The sequence below is a fragment of the Lysinibacillus sp. AR18-8 genome, assembly GCF_001705465.1.
In the GTDB taxonomy this organism is placed as follows: domain Bacteria; phylum Bacillota; class Bacilli; order Bacillales_A; family Planococcaceae; genus Lysinibacillus; species Lysinibacillus capsici.
In genome coordinates, this window is record NZ_MDGU01000027.1 from 60,120 (window position 1) to 82,317 (window position 22,198).

Here is a 22,198-nt window from a genome sequence, read left to right on the forward strand (position 1 = left end):
ATGACACTTTCACATGAACAAAAAATACATTTTCAAAGTATAGTTGATTCTGCACCTATAGCAATACAGCCTTTAGCAGCTGCATTGTTAAAATACATGGACAATAGAGATTATGACATTGAAACGCTTATAGCTGCTCAGCAATATTCATCACTTGAAGAACTATTTAGTGGACCATTATTTGAAGTGCTTACCATGTTTTCTTCACAAGAACGTGCACTTAAGATCAAGAAACTAGCATTACGCTTTGATGCTACAATGTTCCAAAGAGGTGTTTTACGTCGATCTTTTCGTTCTTCTCAACCAGTGCAAGACCATCTGTTTCAATGTTTACAATTAATAGAAGAAATGCTGACATTTGAGGAAATTACTTTGCAGGAGTTGTTAACGAATCATCGTCAATATGAGCATGGAACCTATCCAAACTATAGCTCCTATGTCTTAAAGAATGAAAATACAAAAGTAATGGGTTTTAATGTCTTTGAGCAGTTGCTTGCTGAAGAACTATCATTAGAAAACCCGTCAATTGAAGAAGCAGTAGAAGGTATTTTATTTGATGAACATCAAAGTAGCTTTTTCGGTCATCCATTCATTCGAGGTATTTTTAAATCGAGTAATCACCGGATGCATAATGCACTTGGCAAACTCTTATTAGCAGCTGCACGACAAGAAGGTTTACGACAGGCAATAGTAGAAAATATTGACCATGGCAATCTTGATGCACAACTCAACATGATGAAGCTTATTCAGGAACATCGCCTAACACGCTTCTCCTCTGTAATTCGAGCAGTCGATACTTGGATGGGACTTGGCTATAATAGTTTCGAAAATCAAAAAATAACAGAGGAAGTTCTTGCATTAGCCATCCAAGCAATCGAAGAAGACAGCTTTGTTGAACAACTGTTAACGAGTGAACGTACAATTGATATCTATGTTGCATTATGGGCAACTGCTACAAAGGACTATACAAAATTAAATGACCTTGTAACAATACTCTTAAAGCGTGACAAGCATATCCAACTTACAACGCTTGCCTTTTTGAAAAACTTATCGAAAATTTCCTTCACTGCGCCATTTGTAAAGGATTTAATCTTATCAACAAAAGATATCGAGTTGTTTGCCTTTGCATGGGGCAATTTTCTTTATGCTAATCACCATATTAATAGTGAGTATGCAAGAGACAATGAATGGGCGCAAATCCTTCAAACCTTCATGCAAGAAAACACACAGTTACAAGGGATTGAATACCTTTTATTTGAACAGCTTGAGTGGGCAAAAAATGAAATTACGAAAGATGGACTTAACATTACAGGTAAACCTCTATCCTTTGTCCATGTCCATTTGTCATTAGAAGATTTAATTTCAACACAAATTATTTTAGCCCATCATGTACAAGACGAGGCATTATTCCAACGGATTATTGAGCATGCAGATTCTTACTCACCATCTAGCAGAATCGGCCTACTGAATATTTATTGTCTTGTCCCTGTCACAGAAGGTCAACGTGAATTTTTATTTAATTCATTACGGGATCGCAGTTCCATCAATCGTTCTCTTGCGTTAAAGAAAATACATGCTCTAACACCAACAGAAGAAGAAATAGCAAAGATTGAAGATCTTTTAGCAAATAAATCAGGTGCACTTCGTAAAGAAGCTATTTCACTCTTAAAAGTTCAGACACAGAATAATCTGTTACAAAGTGCTGAAAGGCTGATAAAAGATAGTAAGCAGTTAAAGAGACTTGGAGGGCTTGAATTACTACTAGTAGCCTCTAAGCAATACAACTTAGCAAGCGAGCAAATTACAGCTTTATGCTCCTTATTACCAAAAGTAACTAAAAACGAGCAAGTTTTGTTAGAGCAATTAATTACAAGGGATGTCCCTGAGTATAACGAGAGTAATGGCTTTGGCTTGTATACACCACATCCCCCTATTCAATATGGCTGTATTTCGGATGGAGCCATTCAAATGAATGGTGTAGAGCCTTGGCAACAGCTTGCTCCTCTTTATATACAGGAACCTACACCTTTTGAAAAATTCTTTCAATATGATGTTGATAAATTATTATCTAAGCTAGAGCAGCTTATTCAACTTTTAGATAAACATGCTGAACTAGAATATGAAACATACCAATGGAATGACACACCCATTAGCACTACATTAGGACAAAGATATAGTGTAATGGCAACTAAATCGGATAATCAACGACATGCTAGTCTTGATGCTTATCCTATCCCCAAAGAAATTGTTCAATGGATGAAGACAGCATTATTTAGTAATGAGGACTTAGCCTATTTTAATTTTTACCATAATCTATCAGAATACCCTGCTGCTCATGATCTTTCCGAAGCAGCTCATACACTAATTAAACCGTTCTTCCAATACAAAGATTTAAAAGTACGTGTTGCGCAATTTAATTCCTTGAAATATGACGATACAATTCAACAGATTTTCTCAGTGCTATCCCAAGACATCGACAAAATCTCAGGTGATACAGTGCTACATCAGGAAGCACTTTCATTACTCGAAAAGCATGCACCCGAATTTAATCGCTTCGAACAGGCAGTAGGCATAATGTTACAGCTATTCAAACAAATCCCTGCTGATCAGTGGCAACTTGATGTTCGAGAGAAGGGTTATTATTACTATCGTTCCACTTCTACCATTATCGATTTAGATGTCATTGAGACATTTGCTGATCGATGCTGGTCTGATTACTCAACCTATGGTGAATATGTCAAAATGCTAGCTCTCAATGAAGAGCTAACAAAGCGTATGAAAAATGAAAGCTATAAGCCAAACGTCTACAATGTATCTTTATTCCAATATTTAGACGCAATGAAGGTTGGTTTATTTACGCAAGATCACTTATTTGAGGCCATCTTTACCAATACGCTCGCTTCAGAAATATTTAACGAGCCAACTAAATTACGAGAACGCTATCAACAGTCATTTGAAGATTTAACCGACTTCTTTACTATTCGTGAACAAGCGATTGATCGTATTTTAGCCATAGAGCTAAAACGTGGTGATACGCCTACTGCTGTTACAAAGTTAGCTAGTAGCATTTCTTATTTTGAGGGTATTGATTATTTCTTACAAATTCTACAAGCACTTGACGGAGAAAAACTTGCGCGAGGATATATTTGGCAGGCAGAAACGAAAAAGGATGTATTCTCCAGATTGCTAACTAACTGTTACCCTAAAAAAGAAGAAACAGCCCAGCAATTAAAAGAAGCATGGCTGAAAACAGACATTTCTAAAGAACGTTTAATTGAAGCAATGATGTATAACCAGCATTGGATAGACCTTGTAAGTGAAGTGATTGGCTGGGATGGACTAAAAGAATCAGCCTGGTATTTTATCGCTCACACCACAGATTCTTTATCCGACTTTGCCAAAGATCAGATTGCCCTTTTCTCTAGCATCACTGCTGAGGATTTCCGTGATGGTGCATTCGATTTAGCTTGGTTCCAAAGCGCCTATCAAACACTTGGGGCTAAGAAATTCAAACTTGTTTATGATGCTGCAAAATATGCTTCTGAAGGAGCCAACCATCGTCGGGCACAGCTTTATGCAGATACAGCTATCGGTAAGCTCAGTCCAAAACCGTTAATGCAAGAAATTCAAGATAAACGCAATAAAGATAAACTGCGCGCACTTGGTCTTATCCCTTTCATAAAATCAGATGACAAAGACGCCCTGACACGCTATCAATTTATTCAACAGTTTTTGAAGGAAAGTAAGCAATTTGGTGCTCAACGCCGCGCAAGTGAGGCTCGAGCAGCAAGTATCGCTCTAGAAAATTTAGCGCGCAATGCAGGGGATGGAGAAGCCACTCGCTTCACATGGCGTATGGAGTTATCTGCCTTTAACGATATGAAGCATTTATTTAAAGCACAACAAATCGAGCAAATTACAGCCCATCTACAAATAGAGGATGATGCCTCTGTAGCTATTATTGTTGAAAAGGATGGTAAACGTCTAAAGAACGTTCCTGCTGCATTAAAAAAGCATGCTGATATTGTAACCTTGCAGGAAGCCCGAAAAGACTTACAAGAGCAATATAAACGAGCACGCCCAGCGCTTGAGCAAGCAATGGAATTAGAAACAGTATTTTCAGTCGAGGAGCTCATTCATTTATTAGCTCATCCGATTCTAGCTCCGCTGTTACAAAAACTACTATTTATTAGCGATAATTACGTTGGAATGCTGACATCAGAAGGTTTACAGCTTTTATCGGCTGACATTGTGGACCTTGCTCCTTCGTCCTCTATAAAGATTGCTCATCCTTACCATCTTCTAGAGAGCGGTCAATGGAGACAGTGGCAATCCTATATGTTCGAGCACAACATTAAACAGCCATTTAAGCAAGTGTTCCGTGAGTTATATCTCATCAATGCTGATGAAAAAGCACAGAAGCATTCATTGCGCTATGCAGGGCATCAAGTAAATCCTTCACAAACAGTAGCCCTGTTGAAAACACGTGGCTGGCAAATCAGCTATGAAACAGGACCACGTAAAGTATATTATAAGGAAAATATTGTGGCATCCTTGTATGCACAGGCAGATTGGTTTACGCCAGCAGAAATTGAAGCACCTGCAATCGAAGGTGTTTACTTCTATGATCGACTAACAGGCAAAGATATCGTTTTAGATGATATTCCAGCTGCGATATTCTCTGAGGTTATGCGAGATATTGATCTTGTTGTCAGCGTAGCTCATGTTGGTGGTGTAGACCCTGAGGCAAGTCATTCTACTGTTGAAATGCGCAGTATCATCGTAGAAGAATTGGCTAAATTATTGAAGCTAAACAATGTGGAAGTGAAAAAGCAACATGCCCTCATAGAAGGTAAGCTAGCAAGTTACTCCTTACATTTAGGAAGTGGTGTGTTGCATCAAATAGGCGGTTCCATGATCCCAATTATTGCTGTCCCATCTCAGCATCGTGGACGAATTTTCTTACCGATGGTGGATGATGATCCACGGACGGCTGAGATCATGACCAAGCTCTTATTACTATGTGAAGATACAAAAATTAAAGATCCAGCTATATTAACTCATATTCGAAGCTATGAGCAAATGCACTAACGTACTCTAGATAAAAACAGGTGACTCCATTCGTCACCTGTTTTTACTTTACATCTGTTTTAATCATTTCAAACAATAGCGGTACATTCGTGCCACGATGCAATGAATGACAGCCTTCCATTAAAAATGACCAACTTTTCTTTATTTTTTCCCTATAAGACAACTCTGAACTAACTGGTAGATAGGTGCTTAAATATTCCTCAATCGTGCATGTCAGATTGTCCATAAATTCATCTGCTTTTTGTATTTTTTCTGTTGGGATTTCATTGCGCTCATTCCATAAGACATGTTCTAAATTCGTAGAAAAATAAAATAATTGATAAGGTACTTTCATACGGTTAATGCTAAAGTGGTCATTGGCAATCAAAATTCTAGCATTCTTAGCCTTCATATCATTGCGTTGTTCTATTTGTTCTTTGCGTTTATCCGACTTCACTAAAATAGCATCCTCTGTATAAAATAAGTTTTGCTCGATACGCTCATCTACCTTGACGCACTCTGGTGCGATAAAGCATCCATCTGCATCTGTAATATGAACAACCGCTGTTAAATCATTGGCTAAAAATTTATATTTTTCAAGATAGCTTTGAATCACTCGTACAACACTGTTTTTAATATTCGGTATTCGTTTGTGCGCATCCCACTTTGTTAAGATATCTTCTCGTTGTACATCAAAACGTATTGTGGAGTTCGCAAAATGAGCATCTAAATAATCCTCTAAAATAATTTGCTCCGTCTGCCCTTCCACAATAATCAAAAGTACTTTTTTAGTCATGTTGAACACCTGCTTTACGAAAAGCCCGCTTTATTTTAAATGTTTTAGTTTCCTTATATATCTCTTCCTCTTGCCCGCCAAGCTGGATAGCACGTAAATAGACATCTCTAGCGTTATTCACTTCTTTGATACCTTTTAGCTGCATATAACGGTGATGTTCATTTGTTGTCGTAAACCATAAATTTTTAATAGCTAGCACCTCTAACACACGTAGATTATGGGAAGTAAAAATAAGTTGCCCTTTTCCATCCTCATCTATCACTGTTAACAACTCACCTAACAAATATTCAAATACACCTGAATCTAATTCATCAATAACCACGCATGCATTCGGATTATTGTATACAGCAATTAATACACTAAGAATAGAAATAATCTTTAAAATTCCCTCTGACTCTGTTCGTAGCGGTAATTCCTGCTCCCCGCGCTGAGACAAAAATTCAAAACGAATTCCTTGCTCGCCACTGTCCATCATTTGCTTTGTAATGATATTAATTTTAATCGTCAGACCAGGAATAATTGCTGAGAGCACTTGATTACTTTGTTCAATAACTTCACATAATGCATAGAATGCATCCTCTGGTAATAAAGCTGGTCCATTTAAATCATAAGGAATAAGACCTCTTGTTTTCTCTAAATGAATACTGAATGGCATCATCCGTTCTTCAAATAGTGGGGCAATATTTTGAGTATTAACAACATGTAAGTCTCGACTAAAATCAACAGCAATATTTTGTAGCAACTGCATTTCTAGCTCAGAAAGCCGTTCCTGTAATAATGTCTTTATATCTTTATGGAATAGAAATGACATATATTGTTTTCTTGCTAACTGTTGAATAACCAGTAATTGAATTCGTGCTTGTTCACTCAAATCATCCAGTTTCGATTGACGAATTTGTACATCCCTCTCCGTCACAGCCACTAAAATCTTTGATCGCTTCCCTTTCGTGTTTTCTCGATAGGTAAGGCGCTCCAACGTAGTATATAGTCGATGTTGATCCTCCTGTAGCTCCACATAGTAATTCACAAAAAATGTACCGAATTGATTCTGAACTAGAAATTCTACATCCATGCTAGCTGTTTGCTCTCCTGCCAATATAAGTCGCTTCTTTTGAGAGGGCAACTTCACTTCAGCAAGCCATCCTGATAGAAGTGTCTTCAATAAACTAAATGCATCTACAATGGTTGTCTTTCCAGAGCCATTTTGTCCATATAGGCCAACAACATTCGCTTGTAGAAATGTCTCAAAATTTACTGCGAGAACAATTTCACCCTGTCGTACATTTCGTAAATTTTGTATGTTTATTTTTTTTATCTTAATAATTGCCATGTGCTAAACATCCTTTTAGCTTTTTCCCTTATTATAATGAAAATCGTTTTATTTTATAACAAATTCGAACTTAAGTATCCATAGCCTATAGCCTATGACAAAAATCGTAATAGGCATATGTTAGAAAAAATGAAGAAAGGTGTGTTTCATTGGTTTATCCTAGATTAGCCCCTGATGATTTTAACAGTCAATTTCGCCCAGGTATGAAAATATGGGTAACACTCCCTACTGGTACTTATTCAGGTACATTAATTCGGACATTCGGAACTGGAGGAAGAACTGCTGAAATTCAGTTAGATAATGGTCAAATAGTGACTGTGGATGTTAGTCAAATCACTGCTGCAGGTACAGGAACACCTCCTGGTAGTTCCTATCCGCCGCCATACCCACCATATCCGCCTCAACCTTATCCACCGCAACCTTATCCGCCACGTCCTTATCCACCACAGCCTTATCCACCGCAACCTTATCCGCCACGTCCAGGGGGGCAATATCCTGGTTTCCCACCACCATTAATACCAGGACTCCCTAATATTTTACCGGGCATATTTGGTAATCCGCGGCCTTAGCAACAATTAGAAAAGGTTATTTCTTTATTTAAGAATAAAGAAATAACCTTTTTTCATTTTATTCCCATAACAATAATCATCAAATTCCTTTACATATAAGTCATGACAAAATAAGTAAAAAGCCCTAACAAGGAATTGGAAATTGGTATTTCAGCCAAATTTTTAATCAACTAAAAATAAGTTGGATCTGAGCATACTTCTTTTTTATACTAGGAAATATATAGCTTTTTGTAAAAATTTAACCTAACCTAAAAAATATATAGACTAAAAAACTATATATCATCGTTTATTTATAGAAATCATGACTTGAAATAGTAAGTTTTCTGGGTTGTGAATCAATTTTTTTGGCAGTATAGTAGTTAAATGATAGGGGATAAATAGATTATTTTGCATTTATAAATAGTTAACACGCATCTGGACTTCTACGAATAACATCAACATCTTCAATGTGTAGTACATTGACTAAATTATCCATTTATAGTCCTTAGCTTGAAATATTTGCTATATCATATTAGGAGGAAAAGCATGAAAACACGCAAGAAGCAGCAAATGTCTATTAGTAAGAAATTAACTGCAATAGTAGTGAGTATTTTATTATTATTTGGATTAGTTACTTTAGGTCTTTCTTATTATATAGTAAGAAATAGTAATTTAACAGACATGAATCAATCTCTTTCTGACAAAGGCATGATCCTAGCCAAAACCATTGATATTACTACACTAAAATCGATATTAGAGAATCCTACAAATAGTAACCCTGATGCTCTACGATTAACTAGTGAAATGGATGCAATCAATGATAATTCAGATAGCATTACCAATCTATTTTTAATTACAGTTAACGGTGAAAATATTAATGCACCTGTTCTATCATCTAGTATACTTGAACTAGGGGCAGAGTATAACCAAGATATGATTGCAATGGGTTTATCTCCAGATTTCCTAGCAAGAATTAAAGAAGTCTTTGATACAAAAAAAGCAACAGCAACAGATATTTATAGCGATGAATATGGTAGCTATAAAACAGGCCTTACACCAATCTTGGATGAGAATGGGAATATGCTGGCTGCTTATGCCATTGACTATGACGTATCAATGGTAACAGGAAAAGCGATGTCTGAAGCCCTATGGACGTTATTAGTAACGGTTATTTTCTTAATTGGTTCATCCATTGCTGTTTACACTCTTTTAAGAAAAAAATTAACACCAATTCAACAACTTTCCTTACAATCTAAAAAAGTCGCAGAAGGTAATTTAGAGCTGGAACCATTACCAGTTACTTCAACAGACGAAGTAGGAATGCTCACACAAAATTTTAATTCTATGATCGATAACTTAAAAAATGTTATTAAGAGTACAACGATTGTTTCTGAGCGTGTTTCAAACACAGCCAATGTTTTATCTGTAAATATGCAAGAAGCTTCCGATTCATATAATAATGTAGCATCTTCCATGCAGGAGATTGCAAGTGGCGCTGATCTTCAAGTACAAAAGGCAAAAGAAAGTACAATTACCATTGAAGAAATGAATATTGGTATTCAACGTATTGCCATGACGTCCAATCAAATTTCAGAATCCTCGATTTTAGCATCAGAGGAAGCTGAAAGAGGGAATGAATCGACAAATAAATCTGTTGCACAAATGAATGCTATTAGCAAAGCTGTTAATCAATCTGCAGCTTCTGTTAAATTACTTGGCGATCATTCTAATAAAATAGAAGAAATCGTAGGAATCATTACAGGGATTGCTTCGCAAACCAATTTACTTGCATTGAATGCGGCAATCGAAGCTGCACGTGCTGGCGAGGCTGGTAGTGGCTTTGCAGTGGTTGCTGATGAGGTACGTAAACTTGCAGAGCAATCTGAGGCATCTGCAAGAGAAATTTCTACACTTATTTCTCATATCCAGCATGATACAAACGAATCTGTAAATATCATGGTTCACGCTGTAGAAGAAGTAGATCATGGTATTGTCATGATCAATGATTCGGAAAAATCATTTAGCCAGATTTTAACTTCCATTCACCATGTGACAGGGCAAATTCAAGAGCTTTCTGCAACAATTGAAGAAATGGCAGCTGGTATGGAAGAAGTAACATCTGCCGTAAAAGATATGGAAGATTTTTCAGTCAATTCAAAGGACAATACAAGAGCAGTAGCAGCAACTTCTGCCTCTCAATTGAATACAGTACAACGAGTTTCTGAAGAAGCTCAAGTATTATCCGAGCTATCTGATGAATTAATGAATGTTGTTAATACCTTTGTAGTGAAATAAAAAATGAAAGGGCTGCCCTTATTAAGGAGAGTTATGTCCGTTAGTTTCTCACAGATCGATTCACTACTGTGGACCTAATGACGATAATCGCTCCTTCATAGGTGTCGGCCCTTTTCTAAAATAGGAGTTGTCATAATTGAATAATAAAAATGAATTTGATGTACACCCATCACAGAATAATACGCTTTCTTTTGACCAACAAACACTTCAATCCAATAGTACACAATTATTAAACAGAGAAGACTTACTCGCATATCAAACGTTAAACCGTACAATAGCTGACTACGATCAAAACACCACAATACCTGACGTATTTTATCAGGCAGCACAAAAATTTGCGGAACGAATCGCATTATCCTATGAAGGTGGAAAACTTACCTACCGTCAGCTAAATGAACAATCCAACCAAGTTGCTCATATGTTAGTTGCCAACGGTCTACAAAAAGGAAACTATGTAGCGATAGTTATGGAACGCTGTAAAGAAACCGTCATTAGTTTGTTAGGTATCCTGAAAGCTGGTGGAGTTTATGTCCCCATTGATCCGAGCTATCCAAAAGAACGTTGTCAGTACCTATTAAACGATACAGGTACTCCATTTATCATAACGAAAAACGAACATACAGCTCTACTGAATGATTTTATACATAATGATTCCCAAACACGCACAGTGTTCACAATCAACCAAATGGAGCAAGGATATTCACAGGAAAATATCCAATGTGAAATTCTTCCATCCGATTTAGCCTATATTATTTATACATCTGGTTCAACAGGTAAGCCAAAAGGCGTCATGCTTAAGCATGAGGCTGTCATTAATTTAATAACAGATAATCAACGAATCTACCATTCAACTAAAGAAGATGTTTATTCCCAGTTTATTTCTTTTAGTTTTGACCCTTCTATAACAGAAACCTTTACTGCTTTATTTTCAGGTGCAAGACTTCATATGCTTACAAGTATAGAGCGTTTGTCCATTGAGGCATTTGCTGATATGATCGACCGTGAGCAAGTAACGACCGCTACTGTTCCAAATGCTTTCTTTACACAGCTAGCTACACATTTACCAGTAAGCTATAGAAAAAAGCTTTCGACATTAAATTATTTATCTGTAGGTGGTGAAGCCCTATTGCCTGCCATTGTTCAAAAATGGCAAGACAAATTTGGACTCTCTACAGAAATTATTAATGTGTATGGACCAACTGAATGTACAGTATTGTCCTCCTATTTTAAGGTGAAAAGTCAGATAACAGACATGCAATCTAGTATCCCTATTGGTAGACCAATCGCCAATTATGAAATGTACGTTATTAACACGGACGATCAGCTATGTCCCGTTAATGTAATCGGAGAATTATGTATTGCTGGTGCTGGTTTAGCAGCAGGTTATTTACATCAGCCTGAAAAAACAGCTGAAGTATTTGTACCTCATCTCTTAAAGCCAGATCAAAAAATGTATCGAACAGGTGATTTAGTTCGACTATTGCCAACTGGTGTCATTGAATTTGTTGGACGTAAAGACTCTCAAATTAAAGTAAGAGGCTTCCGTATTGAACTTGGAGAAATCGAAACAGTATTGAGCAATCATACGAGCATTCAGGAAGCTGTGATCATTGCAAAGAAAATGGCTGATGGGAATAATCATTTATTTGCCTACTATACGGTGGCAAGTGGGATGCAGCTTGAGGAGAATCTTTTAAGGGACTACTTAGCAAATCTTTTACCAGATTATATGGTGCCAGAGCAATTTATTGAATTGCAAGAAATGCCATTATCCCCTACAGGAAAAATTGATCGAAAACACTTAGCTTCATTGGAATTAACTTTATCACGCAGTACTACATATATTGCCCCAGAAAATGATACACAGCGTATGCTTGCTACTGCATGGGAATTTGTACTCGGTATTGAGCCAATTGGCATTCACGATAACTTCTTTCATATCGGAGGGCATTCGCTAAAAGTGCTCGAGATTCTTGTACAAGTGAAAAAACATATACCATTCTTAAAGATTCAGGATTTCTTCCAATATCAAACGATTGCTGAACTGGATCATTATATTCGTCATTATCAACCAGAAGCGATTGAAGATCAAGACGAACCAGCTAAAAGCATTGTATTCAAGGACTTAATGGAGCCTAGTCCTCTAAAAGTCTCCCAAAATGTGAAGCCCTTGCCAATGACATCGGTATTACTAACAGGTGCTACAGGTTATTTAGGTAGTCATGTATTATATGAGCTATTAGCAACAACAACTGCGCACATATATTGCCTTATTCGACCAAGCACCCAAACTACGATTGAAGATAAACTAAGAGAGAGTATGCAATTTTATTTTGGCAATACTATTGCTCAACAGATGAAAGATCGTATTACTGTTATCCAAGGTGACTTAGGGAAGCAACGACTACACTTATCTGATAAAGATGAAAAAATCATTATGAAAGAAATTAATGCTATCATTCATTGTGGTGCAGATGTACGTCATTTTGGTGCAGCTGATCATTTTAATAATGTCAATGTGAATGGAACTCGCTACTTGCTTGAAATAGCCAAACAGAAACCAGGTGTGCATTTCCATTATGTATCGACAATTGGCATTCCAGAGGAGCTAGCCGCCATACAATGGGGACCAAATGAAGCAAAAGGTAACTTCAATTACAATGTTAAGCTTGATAATGTTTATACTCAAAGTAAGCTAGAAGCAGAAAACCTTGTTCGAAACGCTGTACAGGATGCAATCCCTGTCTCCATTTATCGTGTAGGAAATTTAAGCTGTCATTCTGAAACAGGTAAATTCCAACGTAATATCGATGACAATGCCTTTTACCGTATGATTAAATCAATGCTTTATTTAGGTAAAACACCTACCGCACAATGGCATGTTGACTTCACACCAATCAATTATGCTAGTCAGGCACTTGTTTCTTTGGCAAGCCAGCCAGCAACCAACGGCCATGTCTTCCATTTATGTAACCCTGTATCGCTTACTTATTTAGAATTAATCGATATGCTTAAGGAAATTGGTTATGACCTAACAATTGTGTCAACACAAGAGTATACAGATTGGCTATTAAATGGTGATCATTCAAAAGATGTACAGGAATATTTATCGTTAGCCATTGCGCAGCTTGAAGGTGATGGAGCAAGTGACTCCCCATTTATCTTCAATTGCAAAAAAACGATAGAATTTTTAGCTCATACCAAGATTGAATGTGCGGCACCAAATAAAGCCTTTATTTACAGAATGATTCAATATGGCATTGATACAGGCTACTTTCCTGAGCCAAAACAAGTCAATATAAGATGATAAAACAAACTATAAAGTTATTTGCACTTCCTCTAGGAGTACAGTTAGCACCACCAGAACGGGATGCTTTCCTTAAAGTACTCCCTTTTGAGGTGCAAAGAAAAGTTCAGCAATACAAGCACTGGCAGGATCAGCAAAGAGCGTTGCTAGGTAGCACTCTTATTAGATGGGCACTCCTTCCCTATATAGATGACGTTCTGTTACAACTAGCTCATAATGAATTTGGGCGCCCTTATATTGCAGGACACCCTCATTGGCAGGGAGATTTTAATCTCTCTCATTCGGGGGATTGGATAGTGTTAGCAGTCACCACTATCGGACGAGTGGGCATTGATGTTGAAGAAATAAAGCCAGTTAGTGAAGATATGATGATTTATGCGCTTTCCGAGACAGAGCGTCAATTGGTCTCTCATCAGCCTTTACATGTTTTTTATGAGTTTTGGACTTTAAAAGAGGCCCTTTTTAAAACAGGCTTATTGCCAATCCTATCGCCATATTTGCTTGATACCACCAACATAAAAAAAACAAGGAAAGACCTTTTTACCCAATTACTCTATCTCGATCAGCAGCATCCTGTATCCGTCTGCTGGAACAATGAAAATTCTAAGTTAATAACCACAATATTAAATAAAGAGCAGCTTCTACAGCCATAACAATAATTATTCCTCCGTATTAAGAAAACGCTGCCCTAACGTGTCATTTATTCGACCCGCTAGGACAGCACTTTTTGTTTTATTTAAATAAGTCTGGGTACATTTCTTTTGCTAATGCTTCCATTCCATCAATTGTGTTATAGCCATAGCCAAACATGTAATTGTAATCTACAATATACATTTGTTTATTTTTAATAGCCTTCATGCTTGATAGTTTAGGATTCGCATAAATTTCTTCACGTACTTTTGTCAAATCAGAACCGTCCCAGTTAGGAAGAATTAATACATCTGGATCTGCTGCAATTAATGTTTCAACACTTACATCGCCTGTTTCATCTTTAAAAATATTATCTAATTTAACCATTTTGAATGCATCATTAAAGAATGTTTCATCGTGTGCTGGATAAACAAAAAGCTCTTTTGGATCATTTGTATGCAAATAGGCAAATGTTTTTTCTTCTTTTATACTTTCTAATTTTGAGGAAATATCTTGTTGTCGACCTTTTAATTCTTTAATAAAGCTATCTGCTTTGTCTTGAACATTAAAAATTTCACCAATATTCTTTATATCTTTATAAATAGAATCATACGTGCCGCCTGTTACGGATGACTCTAAAACATATGTTTTTACACCCATTTCATTAAGCGAATCTACTGTCCCTACTCCCCATTCAGCATTATCAAATAAACCACCACGACCAAATACTAAATCAGGATCAGTACCTAATGTAACCTCTTTCCCAACATATTCATCACTTAAAATATTTAGCTTAGCATACTCTTCTTCAACAGCTTTATCAACTGCACCAAAGTTTGCACCAACACCAACGATTTTATCGCCTAATCCTAAATGTAATAATAATTCTGCAGCTGGACGTGTATTTGCCATAATTCTTTCTGGTGCTTTATCAAATACTTGATCTTTCTTTTCCCATGTTGATCCACCTTCAGCCTTTGTAAAGTTCTCAATTGTCAGTGGATAATGCTCTTTTGTTTGAGTTTCCTTAGATGTATCTTTTGATGTGTTACCGCAGGCTGTTAATGTTAATAAAGCTGCTAAACCAATTCCTAATAATAATTTTTTCTTCATGTTTTTCCTCCTACAGTCCATATGCAAAGCCTAATCCATTCGTCACTGGATTAGTAAACGTTTGACATTTGATATGATATAAAGCTTCTATTGTTTCTGGTGTTAAAACTTCTTGGGGTGTACCATGTGCATAGATTTCACCATCTTTTACTGCATAAAGATAATCACAGTAATGTGCTGCCATTTCTAGATCATGAAGAGCTGCTAAAACACCGATGTTTAAACTTTTTACACAGGATAGTATTTCAATTTGATAACGAATATCTAAATGATTTGTTGGTTCATCCAAAATCATAAATTTAGGCTGCTGGGCAATCGTTCTAGCTAAAATAACCCTTTGCTTTTCACCACCAGATAGTGAAAGAAAACTGCGCTCTCTATAAGATTGTAAGTTCGTTCTTGTCAATGCCTCTTCTACGATGTCAAAATCCTTTTGGTTATCTGACTCTAGCATTTTTTTATGAGGTGTTCTACCTAACATCACCATTTGTTGTACCGTTAAATCAAAGTGCATTTCATTAAATTGTCCAACTACACCTAAGTGTTGAGAAATCTTTTTTTCGGCGCTTTTTAAAACATCTAAATCATCTAAGAAGACCATCCCTTTTTGAGGTACTAGGCTTTTATAAATGCTTTTCAGTAAAGTTGATTTTCCGCATCCGTTTGGTCCGATTAAGCCCACAAATTGTTGCTTATTCACATGAATGGATACGTTTTTTACGATTTCCTTTTTGCCGATTTTTACTTCTATTTCCTTTGCTACTAATTCCATTGTTCTACCCTCCGAAGTTGTAACCTTTTTTTACAATCATATAGATAAATAATGGTGACCCAATGACAGAAGTAATAATACCAATCGGTAATTCCACATTTTGGATTAATGTTCTAGACAGAATATCAGCCCAAATCATGAAAAGGCCTCCTAAGAGCAATGTTCCTAACATTAATCGTTTGTGATCTGCCCCGAAAATACCTCTTGTGATATGTGGAATAATTAAACCAACAAAACCGATCATACCTGCATAAGCGACCATCGTTCCTGTAATAAGCGAGGTAAGAATCATATATAATTTACGATAAGCACTTAAATTGATCCCTAAGGTGATAGCTGATTCATCCCCCAGTAGCATTGTGTTTAGCACACGATGTTGGAAAAGGAATAATGCAGCTCCTAGTACAATCACGATTGTTAAAATTGGTGTTTTGTCCCAGCTGGCAGATGCTAAACTCCCCATAGACCAGAACGTAACAGTTTTAATGCCCTCTGCATTATTGGCAAAAAAGATGATAAGGCTTGAAAACGAACTACATAATGCACCGATAACAACCCCTGATAAAACCAATTTTACTGAGGTTGCTTTACCTCCAATGCTGGATAAGATAAGCACTGCCATAGAGGTAATCATCGCCCCTGCAAATGCACCAAAGGCTACTCCAAATTGTGCTAACAATGCACTACTCCCAAAACCAACTAGAATAGCAAAGGTTGCACCTAATGACGCTCCTGAAGAAATACCAAGTATGTATGGATCAGCAAGCGGGTTTTGGACAACTGCCTGCATGACAGCCCCACACAATGCAAGACCGACACCAATTAATAAGGCAAAAACCACACGTGGCATTCTGACCTGTAAAATAATATTCAAGTAGGATTCACTTTCCACACTATCAAGGGTGCCAAGTTTTCCATTGGATATAGTATGTAGCAAAATATCCATCGATTGCTTGAAAGGAATACTGACTTGTCCTATTGATACAGAAAAAACGGCAGATATTAAAATGGAGGCTATTAAAAGCAAGATAATAACATAATAAATATTGCCCGTCCCTATTCTGTTAGCTTCCTGTTTATTCAAGATTTCACCTCTATCTATTTAACTATTAATCAATGATAACGATTATCATTTTCATTTGTATTGTAAGTGATAATCCATTGAAAAACAACAGGAAAATTTTTAATTATAAATTATTCATACATTTAGCAGATGAATAATCCACTTAAATAGCCTGTTCTAATAAGAAATCAAAATAAAAAACCACTTTCCATAAAATTATGGAAAGTGGTCATATTTACTTGCTAAATTAAGCTTATAGGCTAAGCTAAATCTTACATCATTCCTGGCATACCGCCCATGCCGCTCATATCTGGCATTGCTGGTGCTGCTTCAGGGATATCTGCTACAACCGCTTCTGTTGTTAAGAATAGGGCTGCAACTGATGCTGCGTTTTGTAAAGCTGAGCGAGTTACTTTTGCTGGGTCTACTACGCCTGCTTCCATCATGTTTACCCATTCGCCAGTTGCTGCATTGAAACCAATGCCAACTTCTTCACGTTTTAGACGATCTACGATAATTGAGCCTTCAAGACCAGCATTATTAGCAATTTGACGAACTGGCTCTTCTAAAGCACGTAGAACGATTTTCACACCTGTAGCTACATCGCCTTCTACTGCTTCAGCCGCTTTTTCCACTGCTGCATAGACGTTAAGAAGTGCTGTACCACCACCTGATACGATACCTTCTTCAACAGCCGCACGAGTTGAGTTTAAAGCATCCTCAATACGAAGTTTACGCTCTTTCAGCTCTGTTTCTGTTGCAGCACCAACTTTGATAACTGCTACACCACCTGCTAATTTAGCAAGACGTTCTTGTAATTTTTCTTTATCGAACTCTGAAGTAGTTTCAGCAAGTTGTGCACGGATTTGACCAATGCGTGATTCAATCGCGTCTGCTCCGCCTACACCTTCAACGATTGTTGTGTTATCTTTTGTTACAACTACTTTTGCTGCACGACCAAGTGCAGAAATATCAGCGGATTTCAGGTCTAAGCCTAATTCTTCTGTAATCACTTGGCCACCTGTCAGGATAGCAATATCTTCAAGCATTGCTTTACGTCGATCACCGAAACCTGGTGCTTTTACTGCTACAGCATTAAATGTACCACGAAGTTTGTTCACAACAAGTGTTGCAAGAGCTTCACCTTCTACATCTTCAGCAATCATTAAAAGTGGACGACCTTGTTGCACCACTTGTTCTAATAATGGTAATACTTCTTGAATGTTTGTAATTTTTTTATCAGTAATTAAAATGTATGGGTTATCAAGAACCGCTTCCATTTTATCTGTGTCAGTTACCATGTAGTGAGAAGCATAACCACGATCAAACTGCATACCCTCAACTACATCTAACTCTGTTGTGAAGCCTTTTGATTCTTCAATTGTAATAACTCCATCGTTACCAACGCGTTCCATTGCTTCAGCGATTAGTTGTCCAACTTCATCATCTGCAGCAGAAATAGCAGCAACTTGTGCAATTTCTTCCTTATTGCTTACTGGGCGAGAAATAGCGTGTAATTCAGTAAGTGCTGCAGCAACTGCTTTATCGATACCTTTACGGATACCTACTGGATTTGCGCCAGCTGTAACGTTTTTCAAGCCTTCACGAATAATTGCTTGAGCTAATACTGTTGCTGTAGTTGTACCATCACCAGCGATTTCGTTTGTCTTAGAAGCAACTTCTGCTACTAATTTTGCTCCCATGTTTTCGTATGGGTTTTCTAGTTCGATTTCTTTAGCGATTGTCACACCATCATTTGTAATAAGTGGTGAACCGAATTTTTTTTCTAAAACAACATTACGTCCTTTTGGTCCTAATGTTACTTTTACTGCATTTGCTAATTTATCTACACCTTGTAACATTAATGAACGAGCGTCTTCTGAGAATTTAATATCTTTTGCCATGAGAATTTACCCTCCTGAAATGGAATATTCGTTAAGCTTCTTCAATATATTTATATCAATTTCACCTTATTGTCACATTTGTTATGCAAACAATAAGTATTCACCTTACGTAAGGTGCCTTTAAAGTTCTTATTCAATAATTGCAAGAATATCGCTTTCGCGTAAAATTAGGTATTCATTACCTTCAAATTTAACTTCTGTGCCAGCGTATTTAGAGAAAATAATGCGGTCGTCAACTTTAACGTCAAGCTCTACACGTTGCCCGTTCTCTAATACACGACCTGTCCCAACTGCTACTACTTTACCTTCTTGTGGTTTTTCTTTTGCAGAGTCAGGTAGTACAATACCGAATGCAGATTTTTCTTCTACCTCGATTAGTTCAATTACAATACGATCTCCTAGTGGTCTTAACAAGTGAAACAACCTCCTAATAGTTAAATAATTGTTGATATTTATTAGCACTCTATATCAATGAGTGCTAACACAATTATTATGATAATCAATCACTCTTTTTTTTGCAAGTCAGAACTTCAAAAAATTTTGTTTTCTTTCCATATTCCTCTACAATAGAAAGGAAGCATATGAATGGAAAGGATTTTGACTGTGACTAATTCTCAAAAAGTAACGAAACATAAAAAAACAGCCCTGTATGTTTTGCTGATTTATATCTTGATGCAAATCTCTAGCAGATGGTTGCTCTTACCGTTCCATAAGCTCATCATGAAGGTAACTGGTTTAGCTTCTGAACAAGCGGCTCCTATTACTCAAGGTTGGTATATTGCACTAAGTTTTGCAGTAGCGCTCATTTTAAGCTTAATCCTTACATCTCGAGATAAAGCATTTTGGAACATTTATCAAGGAAAAAAAGAAACGATACCTCTTACAATTGTGTGGGGAATCATCGGCTTCTTCCTAGTGTTCTTTGGACAAATGATTGGTGCAGCTATTGAGATGGCTGTTTTCGGTATTGAAGGAGGCTCACAAAATACTGCAGATATTGTCGCGATAGCTAAAGGTGCTCCCATCGCCATATTAGCAATTGTTGTATTCGGGCCAATCTTAGAAGAATTCGTCTTCCGTAGAGTGATCTTTGGCTCGCTTGTCCAAACAACAAATTTCTGGGTGGCAGCAATTGTGAGTGCCATTTTCTTTGCGATTATACACTTCGACTTCTCACATATCTTGCTTTATACCATTTGTGGTTTAATTTTCGCCTTTTTATATCACAAAACAAAGCGCATTTGGACGTCTATTATTGCACACGTCATGCTTAATGGATTTGTGACACTTGTACAATTCTATGCGGAACCATTGCAAAAGTTTCTTCAAGAACTCGAAAAAATGCAATAAATTTTTGTAAAGCGCTTGTAAGATGCAAAAATAACACAAAAGCTCGGTGTCCCATTTAGGGCACCGAGCTTTATTTATTACTGTTGATTCAATTCTTCTATTTGTCGTCGTTGCTGCTCAAGTGCTTCTTCAATCTGGCGCTTTTGCTCCGCTTCCTGTTCTTCTTTTAATCGAATCTCTTCGGATTTAAGATATTTCTTATAGCCAATTCGTGAAATCATAATACTAATTTCATACAAAATAAACAGCGGAACTGAAACCATTAAATGCGAAGCCAACTCAGGTGGTGCAATAATCGCAGCACATACAAATAAACCGAAGTACGAGTATTTACGAATACGAATTAGTAATTCCGGACTTAATATGCCAATTCGTGAAAAGAATAAAACAACAATTGGCAACTGGAAAAGGAAACCGAACGGTATTGTAAGCTTAAACAAGAATGTAAAATACTCATGTATACCAATGGTTTGCTGTATCTCCAAATCATTCGATAAATTCATCATGAATTTGATGACATATGGGAATAGTAAAAAGTACGAAAAAGATAACCCTGCAAGAAACAATAAAAATGAATACGGAATATAGCTTAGAGTTGCTTTACGCTCTACTTCCCTTAATCCAGGGCTAATAAACGACCATAATTGATACATCAACACGGGTGATGAAAGAATAAATGCAATTATAAAAACAACTTGTATATAAATTGCAAGTGGTGTGACTACATCAAATGCATGAAGCTCTATATTATATTTGGCTCCAGTCATTTGAAGGTATTTTACAAGTGGCTTTGCGACAAAAAAGGCGCCGGCCATAGCTAGAACAAAGAAAACGGCAACAATGAACAGCCGTTTTCTTAATTCTTCTATATGCTCAATGACAGTTAGATCTTTTGGATTCATTCCTCAAACATCCTAACTTACTTATCTAGTTCTTTCTTTTTCTTATCATCATCATCTTCGTCGGCTAAACCTTTAGTAGCATTTTTGAATTCACGTAGTGTTGAACCAAATGCCTTACCAAGCTCTGGTAACTTTTTAGGACCAAAAATTAGTAACGCGACAACTCCGATAATAATGAGGCTCATAGGACCAATACCACCCATTACAGCCACCTCCTCTTTATATCCATCATTTTAACGCATATTTCGCCATTTTGCTAACTAATTATATGTGAAAGTTTTTCGTCACACTCACTGATTTGACCTCATTTTATTTAAATTATCTATTTGACAGAAACGGTGAATTACACTAAAAAATATGTATGGTTTTCACTCTTCCTGATTACGAATTAAATAAATAAGCGCTTGCAACTCTACCGATAAATCGATGGTTAAAAGCTGCATTCTATCAGGTACTGTTAATCGCTCTGGCGTAAAGTTTAAAATTCCCTTTGCATTCATGGCTGCTAAGCGATCCGCCATTTTTTGAGCGGAGCGTGGTGAAACGGTTAAAATAGCAAGCTCTGCACCGTATTCTGCATATTTTTCTTCCAATAAATCTGGATGAAAAACCGGAATGTTACTGATCATTTTGCCATCCTTCGGTGCTTTTGAATCGAATGCTACCACAATATGTGTATTATGGTTTTTTTGAAAATTATATTTTAATAATGCACTGCCTAAATTCCCCACACCAATTAACGCTACTTTTGTCGTTTCATGTTGATCAAGCGTCTGGCTAAAAAATTGTAATAGATGCTGCACATCGTAGCCATAACCTTTTTTCCCAAGTGCACCAAAATAAGAAAAATCACGGCGAATAGTTGCAGAATCTATTTTCATCGCTTCACTCAATTCCTTCGACGAAATACGTTCCATACCTTCTTGTGCAAAGTTTTGAATAAATCGATAGTAAAGAGGAAGTCTTTTTGTAGTGGCTTGTGGAATTTTTAATTCTTGTTTCAAACTTTTTCCTCCTTATGATGTACCTCCATCAATTTTACTGTCTTTAACTACTAATTTTAATACATTCATCCTTAACAATATACAACATTTTTGCAATCCCCTGCTGTATTTCTC

16 protein-coding genes are annotated in these 22,198 nt (G+C 36.8%); 6 read left to right on the forward strand and 10 right to left on the reverse strand.

Features of this window, described 5'->3' with window-relative positions; translation table 11 throughout:
• Positions 1–5,091 carry a DUF4132 domain-containing protein gene (locus tag BFM98_RS18570; RefSeq protein ID WP_066038138.1) on the forward strand — a complete coding sequence of 1,697 codons (5,091 nt, stop codon included), beginning with the start codon at positions 1–3 and terminating at the stop codon, positions 5,089–5,091.
• Between the two features lie 43 nt (positions 5,092–5,134).
• On the opposite strand, the gene BFM98_RS18575 is transcribed toward BFM98_RS18570, so the two are convergent.
• A complete protein-coding gene (locus BFM98_RS18575) occupies positions 5,135–5,866 on the reverse strand; it encodes a hypothetical protein (protein ID WP_066038139.1) in 732 nt (243 codons plus the stop codon).
• Positions 5,859–7,196, reverse strand: a complete 1,338-nt coding sequence (locus tag BFM98_RS18580; protein WP_066038140.1) for an AAA family ATPase — start codon at positions 7,194–7,196, stop codon at positions 5,859–5,861. The genes BFM98_RS18575 and BFM98_RS18580 overlap by 8 nt, the downstream gene beginning before the upstream one ends.
• 149 nt (positions 7,197–7,345) lie before the next feature.
• On the opposite strand from BFM98_RS18580, the gene BFM98_RS23520 reads away from it, so the two are divergent.
• The 4 genes from BFM98_RS23520 to BFM98_RS18600 all read left to right on the forward strand — a co-directional run bounded on the left by BFM98_RS23520 (position 7,346) and on the right by BFM98_RS18600 (position 13,999).
• Positions 7,346–7,765: a hypothetical protein gene (locus BFM98_RS23520; protein WP_083225411.1), complete on the forward strand. Its 420-nt coding sequence runs from the start codon at positions 7,346–7,348 to the stop codon at positions 7,763–7,765.
• Between the two features lie 525 nt (positions 7,766–8,290).
• Positions 8,291–10,039, forward strand: a complete 1,749-nt coding sequence (locus BFM98_RS18590) for a methyl-accepting chemotaxis protein (RefSeq protein WP_054548886.1) — start codon at positions 8,291–8,293, stop codon at positions 10,037–10,039.
• 136 nt (positions 10,040–10,175) lie between these two features.
• Positions 10,176–13,346, forward strand: coding sequence for a non-ribosomal peptide synthetase family protein (locus BFM98_RS18595; RefSeq protein ID WP_066038142.1), 3,171 nt, complete (start codon positions 10,176–10,178; stop codon positions 13,344–13,346).
• Entirely contained in the window at positions 13,343–13,999 is a 657-nt protein-coding gene (locus BFM98_RS18600; protein ID WP_066038143.1) for a 4'-phosphopantetheinyl transferase family protein, read from the forward strand. The genes BFM98_RS18595 and BFM98_RS18600 overlap by 4 nt, the downstream gene beginning before the upstream one ends.
• A 79-nt stretch (positions 14,000–14,078) precedes the next feature.
• On the opposite strand, the gene BFM98_RS18605 is transcribed toward BFM98_RS18600, so the two are convergent.
• The 5 genes from BFM98_RS18605 to groES form a co-directional block, all read right to left on the reverse strand.
• On the reverse strand, positions 14,079–15,089 hold the full coding sequence (locus BFM98_RS18605; RefSeq protein WP_066038144.1) for an ABC transporter substrate-binding protein: 1,011 nt from the start codon (positions 15,087–15,089) through the stop codon (positions 14,079–14,081).
• 10 nt (positions 15,090–15,099) lie between these two features.
• Positions 15,100–15,861: an ABC transporter ATP-binding protein gene (locus BFM98_RS18610; RefSeq protein WP_054548890.1), complete on the reverse strand. Its 762-nt coding sequence runs from the start codon at positions 15,859–15,861 to the stop codon at positions 15,100–15,102.
• 4 nt (positions 15,862–15,865) lie between these two features.
• Positions 15,866–16,945, reverse strand: a complete 1,080-nt coding sequence (locus tag BFM98_RS18615) for a FecCD family ABC transporter permease (protein WP_054548891.1) — start codon at positions 16,943–16,945, stop codon at positions 15,866–15,868.
• A gap of 251 nt (positions 16,946–17,196) precedes the next feature.
• Positions 17,197–18,828 carry a chaperonin GroEL gene (gene groL / locus BFM98_RS18620; RefSeq protein WP_036075467.1) on the reverse strand — a complete coding sequence of 544 codons (1,632 nt, stop codon included), beginning with the start codon at positions 18,826–18,828 and terminating at the stop codon, positions 17,197–17,199.
• Between the two features lie 129 nt (positions 18,829–18,957).
• Positions 18,958–19,242: a co-chaperone GroES gene (groES, locus tag BFM98_RS18625; protein WP_004224358.1), complete on the reverse strand. Its 285-nt coding sequence runs from the start codon at positions 19,240–19,242 to the stop codon at positions 18,958–18,960.
• Between the two features lie 171 nt (positions 19,243–19,413).
• Here groES and BFM98_RS18630 point away from each other — a divergent pair, with 171 nt between their 5' ends.
• Positions 19,414–20,178 carry a CPBP family intramembrane glutamic endopeptidase gene (locus BFM98_RS18630; protein ID WP_036075465.1) on the forward strand — a complete coding sequence of 255 codons (765 nt, stop codon included), beginning with the start codon at positions 19,414–19,416 and terminating at the stop codon, positions 20,176–20,178.
• 77 nt (positions 20,179–20,255) lie between these two features.
• On the opposite strand, the gene tatC is transcribed toward BFM98_RS18630, so the two are convergent.
• The 3 genes from tatC to BFM98_RS18645 all read right to left on the reverse strand — a co-directional run bounded on the left by tatC (position 20,256) and on the right by BFM98_RS18645 (position 22,084).
• Positions 20,256–21,080, reverse strand: a complete 825-nt coding sequence (gene tatC, locus BFM98_RS18635) for a twin-arginine translocase subunit TatC (RefSeq protein WP_048394925.1) — start codon at positions 21,078–21,080, stop codon at positions 20,256–20,258.
• A gap of 17 nt (positions 21,081–21,097) precedes the next feature.
• The gene (locus tag BFM98_RS18640) at positions 21,098–21,283 is read right to left on the reverse strand and encodes a twin-arginine translocase TatA/TatE family subunit (RefSeq protein ID WP_008176991.1); all 186 of its coding nucleotides are present in this window, start codon (positions 21,281–21,283) and stop codon (positions 21,098–21,100) included.
• A 165-nt stretch (positions 21,284–21,448) separates the two neighbouring features.
• Positions 21,449–22,084, reverse strand: a complete 636-nt coding sequence (locus BFM98_RS18645) for a redox-sensing transcriptional repressor Rex (protein WP_004224350.1) — start codon at positions 22,082–22,084, stop codon at positions 21,449–21,451.
• Between the last annotated feature and the right edge of the window lie 114 nt (positions 22,085–22,198).

What these genes read in the sequence shown, in the direction of transcription:
- BFM98_RS18570 (WP_066038138.1), top strand. Translation starts at nt 1, where the DNA reads ATGACACTTTCACATGAACAAAAAATACATTTTCAAAGTATAGTTGAT.
- BFM98_RS18575 (WP_066038139.1), bottom strand. Translation starts at nt 5,866, where the DNA reads ATGACTAAAAAAGTACTTTTGATTATTGTGGAAGGGCAGACGGAGCAA.
- BFM98_RS18580 (WP_066038140.1), bottom strand. Translation starts at nt 7,196, where the DNA reads ATGGCAATTATTAAGATAAAAAAAATAAACATACAAAATTTACGAAAT.
- BFM98_RS18590 (WP_054548886.1), top strand. Translation starts at nt 8,291, where the DNA reads ATGAAAACACGCAAGAAGCAGCAAATGTCTATTAGTAAGAAATTAACT.
- BFM98_RS18600 (WP_066038143.1), top strand. Translation starts at nt 13,343, where the DNA reads ATGATAAAACAAACTATAAAGTTATTTGCACTTCCTCTAGGAGTACAG.
- BFM98_RS18605 (WP_066038144.1), bottom strand. Translation starts at nt 15,089, where the DNA reads ATGAAGAAAAAATTATTATTAGGAATTGGTTTAGCAGCTTTATTAACA.
- BFM98_RS18610 (WP_054548890.1), bottom strand. Translation starts at nt 15,861, where the DNA reads ATGGAATTAGTAGCAAAGGAAATAGAAGTAAAAATCGGCAAAAAGGAA.
- groL (WP_036075467.1), bottom strand. Translation starts at nt 18,828, where the DNA reads ATGGCAAAAGATATTAAATTCTCAGAAGACGCTCGTTCATTAATGTTA.
- BFM98_RS18630 (WP_036075465.1), top strand. Translation starts at nt 19,414, where the DNA reads ATGGAAAGGATTTTGACTGTGACTAATTCTCAAAAAGTAACGAAACAT.
- tatC (WP_048394925.1), bottom strand. Translation starts at nt 21,080, where the DNA reads ATGAATCCAAAAGATCTAACTGTCATTGAGCATATAGAAGAATTAAGA.
- BFM98_RS18640 (WP_008176991.1), bottom strand. Translation starts at nt 21,283, where the DNA reads ATGGGTGGTATTGGTCCTATGAGCCTCATTATTATCGGAGTTGTCGCG.